The sequence below is a fragment of the Bradyrhizobium sp. Kon69 genome (genome assembly GCF_055807515.1).
Window position 1 is genome coordinate 1 of record NZ_JBVVOS010000179.1, and the last position, 349, is coordinate 349.

1 pseudogene is annotated in these 349 nt (G+C 66.8%); it reads right to left on the minus strand.

What is annotated here, in order from left to right:
• Window positions 1–349: pseudogene (locus AC0L3U_RS38725) on the minus strand (DUF1522 domain-containing protein); the annotation flags it as partial.

Below are 349 nucleotides of genomic sequence, written 5' to 3' on the forward strand. Positions count from 1 at the left end.
GCCGCCGATCGCACCACCCGCGGCGCTCGAACCGATGGTCGAGGACGCGTAGTCGTTGGTGGTCGAGACCGTCAGCAGGCCGTTGGCGTCGATCGTCGCCGTCAGGTTGTTGGCCTGAAGCTTCGTGTTGAGCTGATCGAGCGTCTTGACCGTGCCGCTGGTGCCGTCGCCGAAGGTGACATTGACCGCCGTGCCGCCGTTGAAGGAGGAGAAGGTCAAGGTCTTGCCGCTGAGGCCACCGACGCCGGAGGTGCGGGCTGCGGTGAACGCGGTCGAGGTCCCGGTGTTGCCGGCGAAGCCAAGCGCATTCAGCGCGTTGCCGGTGCCGGTGATCGACAGGTCGGCATTG